The organism is Azospirillum sp. UFLA03-27 (assembly GCF_059803775.1).
The window spans coordinates 1-3,583 of sequence record NZ_JAUQTX010000401.1 but is presented as its reverse complement, the minus strand read 5'-3'; the positions used below and the strand labels follow the sequence as shown (position 1 = coordinate 3,583).

Genomic DNA, 3,583 nt, shown 5'->3' with positions numbered 1-3,583 from the left:
AGTCTCGTGGGCTCGGAGATGTGTATAAGAGACAGGGACAAGGGGGAAGGGGAAGCGAGCGCGACGACTTACTGCTGCTGGGCGGTCGCCGGAGCCGGGGCCCGCTGCAGCGCCGGGCCGCTGCCCGAAGCCGGAGCCGGCTGGCCGTTGCCGCCGCCGGTGATGTCGCCGAAGTAGCGGAAGAACTCGCCGGTCGGGGACAGCACCATGGTGGTGTCGTCCTTGTTCAGCGACTTCCGGTAGGCTTCGAGCGTCCGGTAGAAGCTGTAGAACTGCGGGTCCTGCGACGTCGCCTCGGCGATCATCTTCAGCGCCTGGTTGTCGCCTTCACCGCGCAGGATCTGCGAATCGCGCTGCGCTTCGGCCAGGATGACGGTGCGCTCGCGGTCCGCGCGGGAGCGGATCTGCTGCGACTGCTCCTGACCCTGGGCGCGGGCCTCCGCGGCTTCGCGTTCACGCTCCGACCGCATGCGGGCGAAGATCGACTGGCTGGTCTCCTCCGGCAGGTCGGCGCGGCGGATGCGGACATCGACGATCTCGATGCCGAAGCGCTTCGCCTCGTCGTTCACCTGCCCGCGGATGTCGTTCATCACGCGCGGACGTTCGTCCGACAGGATGGCGAGCAGCGTCACGCTGCCGAGAACGCGGCGGAGCGCCGAGTTCACGATGGCGTTCATCCGCGTCTCGGCCACCGCCTCGTTGCCGGCGGTCTGGTAGAAGCGCAGCGGGTCCAGAATGCGGTAACGCGCGAAGGCGTCCACGTCCAGGCGCTTCTGGTCGGCCAGGATGACCTGCTCCACCGGCGGGTCGAGATCGAGCACGCGACGGTCGAGGATGCGGACTTCCTGGATGAAGGGGATCTTGGCCTTCAGGCCGGGTTCGCGGATGACGCGCATCGGCTCGCCGAACTGGAGGACGAGCGCCTGCTGCGCCTCGTTCACCGTGAACAGCGAGGCCGAGGCGAGCACGCCCGCGGCGAGGATGCCGATGCCGGCGACCAACAATGTGCGGTTCATGGCATCCCTCCTCAACGGGCCGGCTGCTGGCCGGCGGGCCGCGCCGGGGCAGGCTGAAGCTGGTTGAGCGGCAGGTAGGGAACCACGCCCTGGGCACCCTGCGCGTTGCCGTCGATGATGACCTTGTTGGCGCCGCTCAGGATCTCTTCCATGGTCTCCAGATACATGCGCTTGGCGGTCACGTCCTTGGCGGTCGAGTAGGCGTCGAACACCTTGCGGAAGCGGTCGGCGTCACCCTGGGCCAGGTTCACGACCTGCTCGCGGTAGGCGGAAGCCTCCTGGATCAGCCGTTCCGCATCGCCTCGGGCGCGCGGGATCACGTCGTTCCGGTAGGCCTCGGCCTCGTTGCGGGCGCGCTCGCGGTCGGCGCGGGCGCGCTGCACGTCGTTGAAGGCGTCGATGACGGGCGACGGCGGGTCGGCCTTCTGCAACTGCACCTGCGTCACCTCGATGCCGCCCTCATAGTCGTCCAGCATGGCCTGGAGGAGCTGTCGGGTGGAGGTTTCGATCTGCTGGCGGGCCTCGGTCAGGGCCGGCTGCAGGTCGGTGCGGCCGATGACCTCGCGCATCGCGCTTTCCGCCGCCTTCTTCACGGTGGCCTCGGGGTCGCGGATCTTGAACAGATACTCGCCTGCGTCCTTGATGACCCAGAAGACGGTGAAGTCGATGTCGATGATGTTCTCGTCACCAGTCAGCATCAGCGACTCGTCGGGAACGTCGCGATCACCGCGACGCCCGTCGCCGGCCGAGCGGTAGCCGACCTCGATCCGGTTGACGCGCGTCACCTTGGGCATCAGCACCGTTTCGATGGGCGACGGCAGGTGGTAGCGCAGACCGGGCTGTTCGGTGCGCACCCACTGGCCGAAGCGCAGAACAACGCCCTGCTCGTCCGCCTCGACGCGGTAGATGCCGCTGGCCAGCCAGACCACGGCCAGCAGGCCGACGACAAGCGCGATGCCCCGGCCGCTGCCGACGCCGCCCGGCATCACCCGCTTCAGGCGGTCCTGGCCGCGGCGCAGCAGATCCTCCAGGTCCGGCGGCTGCGGCCCTCCGCCGCCACCACCACCGCCGCCTCCACCGCCACCCGGCGGACGGCCCCACGGATTCTGACCGCCACCACCCGGCGGAGGACCCCAGGGGCCGCCACCGCCGCCCCCTCCCTGATTGCTCCACGGCATTCCGTTCGTTCCCCTTCGCGCTCTCTCAATTCTTGGGACGGAAATTCCGGAAAACAAATCGTTTCCGGACCGTCCGATCCCTTTACCATTATTGTCCGCCGGCCCTATAGTGCCCATCCCATTCGGGGAAGGATTTCACCGACGGATATCCGCCAATATCGGGAAGGAAGCGGAGTTTTCAACCATGGCGCAGGTCAGCGAAGCTCAAGTCCTTGAAGCTCTGAGGACGGTTGTCGATCCGGAACGGGGCAAGGACGTCGTCAGCCTCGGCATGCTTTCCGGCCTTGTCGTGCGTGACGGGCACGTCGCCTTTTCGATCGAAGTGGACCCCAAGCGCGGCGCCCAGGCCGAGCCGGTGCGCCACGCCGCCGAGAAAGCGGTGGAGGCCCTGCCGGGCGTTCTGTCGGTCACCGCAGTCTTGACGGCGCACCGCCCCGCCGGTCAGGGCGCCGCCCCGCAGCAGGGCCACGGGCACGATCACGGGCATTCCCATGGCGGGCATGGCCACTCCCACGGCGGCCACACCCATGGGCAGCCCGCGGAGCAGAAGCCGCTGGTGCCGGGCGTGAAGGCGATCGTCGCCGTCGCATCGGGCAAGGGCGGCGTCGGCAAGTCCACCACGGCCAGCAACCTCGCCCTCGCCATGGCGGCGAACGGGTTGAAGGTCGGGCTTCTGGACGCCGACATCTACGGCCCGTCCATGCCGCGCATGCTGGGCATCTCCGGCCGGCCGACCAGCCGCGACGGCAAAATCCTGGAGCCGATGGAGAACTACGGCATCAAGGTGATGTCGATGGGCTTCCTGGTCGCCGAGGACACGCCGATGATCTGGCGCGGCCCGATGGTGATGAGCGCGCTCCAGCAGATGCTGCGCGACGTGAACTGGGGCACGCTCGACGTTCTGGTGGTGGACATGCCGCCGGGCACCGGCGACGCCCAGCTCACCATGGCGCAGCAGGTGCCGCTGGCCGGGGCGATCATCGTCTCGACCCCGCAGGACATCGCCCTGCTGGACGCCCGCAAGGGGCTGAACATGTTCCGCCGCGTGGACGTGCCCGTCCTCGGCATCATCGAGAACATGAGCTACTTCTGCTGCCCGAACTGCGGCCACCGCACGGACATCTTCAGCCACGGCGGCGCCCGCAAGGAAGCCACGGACCTCGGCATGGAGTTCCTCGGCGAGGTCCCGCTGCACCTCGACATCCGCGAGACCTCCGACCAAGGCCAGCCCATCGTGGTGTCGCAGCCCGAGTCGGAGCACGCGAAGGTGTACCGCGGAATTGCCAAGCGCGTGTGGGAGAAGATCGCCGGCGAACAGGGCTCGGCGCGGACCGCGCCGCGGATCGTGGCTGTCTCTTATACACATCTCCGAGCCCACGAGACTATAAC

Annotated in this window: 3 protein-coding genes; 1 reads left to right on the top strand and 2 read right to left on the bottom strand. The window is 68.1% G+C overall.

Going from position 1 to position 3,583, the window contains the following annotated elements; translation table 11 throughout:
• Positions 1-68: 68 nt before the first annotated feature.
• Positions 69-1,016, bottom strand: a complete 948-nt coding sequence (gene hflC / locus Q4I23_RS31445; protein WP_454018053.1) for a protease modulator HflC — start codon at positions 1,014-1,016, stop codon at positions 69-71.
• 11 nt (positions 1,017-1,027) lie between these two features.
• A complete protein-coding gene (hflK, locus tag Q4I23_RS31440) occupies positions 1,028-2,194 on the bottom strand; it encodes an FtsH protease activity modulator HflK (RefSeq protein ID WP_038528604.1) in 1,167 nt (388 codons plus the stop codon).
• 184 nt (positions 2,195-2,378) lie between these two features.
• On the opposite strand from hflK, the gene apbC reads away from it, so the two are divergent.
• Positions 2,379-3,583 (top strand): iron-sulfur cluster carrier protein ApbC (gene apbC, locus Q4I23_RS31435; RefSeq protein WP_498528820.1); only part of this gene is annotated, 1,205 nt, incomplete at its 3' end.